Source organism: Dactylosporangium sp. NPDC051087, from assembly GCF_055586325.1.
In genome coordinates this window covers 1-2,552 of the sequence record NZ_JBVJIJ010000085.1, presented here as the reverse complement: position 1 = coordinate 2,552, position 2,552 = coordinate 1, and the positions used below count along the sequence as shown (strand labels likewise).

Genomic DNA, 2,552 nt, shown 5'->3' with positions numbered 1-2,552 from the left:
GACGGTGACCGGTCCAGACGCGCCGACACCGTGCCCGGCATGCGGCGCCGACCCGGACCAGTCCACCGACCCCCAGCACACGCTGCTCAGCGTCTGCTACTGCGGTCATCCAAGCACCAGGACGAGACGTGCCCCTGCCCCATCGGCGCAATGTGACCAGCCCTCGATAACCAACGGTGCATTGACAGCGGCAGATGTGCGCGTCGCACCGTACCTCCCATTACCGCGGCCGCCGCATCACCGCTTCCGCTCTGAAGGTCATAGCCGCGGCTGATCAGCGGCCGTAGGAGTGCGGACCGCCCAGCCAGCGGCTCAGATACTCCGACTGGATTTCGCCAGTCAGCAGATCGGCCAGTGCGGTGGCGAATCCGGCTCCGTACTGCTCCCAGAGCGGTCCTTCCTCTTTGAGCATGACGGGCCAGTTGTCGGGGGCCGTGCCAGGTTTGACGTGCCAGAAGAGGAAGTCGCCGTTCCCGGTGTGTCCCCAGGAGATCAGGTCGTCGCCGGGCTCGAACCATGAGGGAATGTCTTCCCGGTCCGGGTTCCAATGCGACGCGTCACCCAGATGCCAGTCCCGCCGCCAGTTGCCCGGCCCGAAGAACTCCGCGCCGACGCACTCGTGCGCGTAGGAGTTCTGCCCGACCAGGTCCGCCCATTCCTCGGCTGCGTCGGGGGCGCACACGTGGACATGGTCATCGACCGAGCCTGGGCCGTAGGCGTCGATGAAGGTCTTGTAGTCGCCGGGCAGTGTGACGCCGAGTTTGGTCTCCACCGCCGACCAGTCCTTGCCGTTCCCGGCGGAATCGGTCAGGGGCGGCAGATCCAGGATTTCAGCCAGATGCGCGGCAGCCTCGGCCGGCGTCCGCCGCGTTTCGGCGAGGTCTGCGACGGAGCGCTCACCGGACACGATGTCGTCTGGCCGGAGTAGGTCACCGCCGGTGCCGCTCACGATGGTGTACGACTCGGTGAGCTCGACGACGACCAGGTCTACGTCGCGTTGCCGTCGGCCGTGCTCCTCGCAGGCCAGGCGGAAGCGTTCACCCGGCCGTGCCCAGTGCCGCGGGTGATAGCCCGGCTCGCCCTCCAGCCGCCACCCGTCCGGGACGGCCTCGACGGCATCAACGGAGAACTCGAAACGCTCAATACGCACAGTTCGTATCGTGCATGACCTTCGGAACCCCGGGCCGTACCGCCCTACCGCCCGATGGGATGCCCTCACGAACCCGTTCCGGCGGTTCCTCAGACGAACGAAGCTGGTGCGACGCCAGTTGTGCAGAACCGGTGTCCGTGTCCCCCTGGCCTCGGTCTTGCCGCCGGCGATGAGGATGTGGCCATCGCTGTGGACTTTACGATCGAACCCGACGGCCTGGCCAGCGTCGCGCAGCATGATCCGAGTGCGCGCTCATCGGCAGAAGCGTGCACCGGCCCGCCCCGTCGGCGCCGTCCGGGGGATTGGTGCAGACAGCAGCAGGGTTTGATGGGAGGTGCTGAAGGCGGGCACTGTCGGCAGGGTAACGATGAGCGCTGGATTTCACGATGGGTGTGTTGGCGCCGGCTTCGCGATCCTGCGCCGCGCACCATAAGGACATTCCGGTGTGCCGATCCGATCGCAGGTACTCCGATACCGGGGGCTAAGGGGTCGGGGCGACCGGTACCGGCGGATCCCTGTGGAGCGAGCAGCACCGCGAATGACCCGACATCTCCCCGACATCTACGGACAGCACCGCCTGACCCAGGCCCAGCGGCAGCATGACATACAGCACGCAAACCATTGCGCCGGTGGCCGGCCAGGTGCCGCCCACCACCGGTCAAGAATGCTGTCCGGCAAACCAACCTGATCGGCACCGCCGACCAGAATGTGACTTGAGATCCAGGTCGCGCTTCCGCTTCGGTGCTCGCCGTTGTGCCACAGGTGCGCGATTGTCACTGGCGTGCGCTGTCAATCGTCGGGACGCATGGAGGACGCCGAACCGTTCCGTCGATATCCGCTCGAGTAAGGCATGCATAGGCTGGCAGCGTCGTCGGCTGTCGGGCGGGTCGGAGGTCACGGTGAGTTTTCTAGCGCATCTGATCGCGCATGGGTTGAAAGCCGCCGCGGAGCATCTCGCGGGTGGCCATTCCGGGGGTCATCAGCCGAGACGGACTCCGGATGAGGAACGCGTCAACCTCGAGCGTCTGTACTACTGGGCTGAACAGCACAACGTGCCCCGGAGTGTGATCACCCGCAGCACCAGCGTCTGGCTGGAAAAAGGCAGCTACCAGAACACCGCCTGGGACGCTGTCGCCCGCGCGTACGCGTCGGCGGGCGAGTCCGGATCAAGCTTCAGGCAGTGCGCGTCGGGCTCTGCCAGCCGAGATGCCGGACTCTATCAGCCCGGTGAGTGCGTCTGCCGCACCCAGGTGAAGTACCCGATGCCCGCTCACGTGGCCTTCGCCAAGGAGCGTGGCGACTTCTACTAAGAGGTCAGTTCAGAGTGAGCTGGCGGAGGCAGATGACTGAGCAGGCCAGGCTGATGAGTGCTTGGTGGATGTCGGCTCGGCGTTCGGTTCGT

Annotated in this window: 2 protein-coding genes; one reads left to right on the top strand and one right to left on the bottom strand. The window is 66.1% G+C overall.

The annotated features are described in order from the left end of the window. Positions 1-274 precede the first annotated feature (274 nt). Positions 275-1,150 carry an SMI1/KNR4 family protein gene (locus tag ACZ6TV_RS55130; protein ID WP_465309760.1) on the bottom strand — a complete coding sequence of 292 codons (876 nt, stop codon included), beginning with the start codon at positions 1,148-1,150 and terminating at the stop codon, positions 275-277. A gap of 899 nt (positions 1,151-2,049) precedes the next feature. Between ACZ6TV_RS55130 and ACZ6TV_RS55125 the strand changes: the two genes are divergently transcribed. Further along, positions 2,050-2,460, top strand: a complete 411-nt coding sequence (locus ACZ6TV_RS55125; protein ID WP_465309758.1) for a hypothetical protein — start codon at positions 2,050-2,052, stop codon at positions 2,458-2,460. Positions 2,461-2,552: the final 92 nt, after the last annotated feature.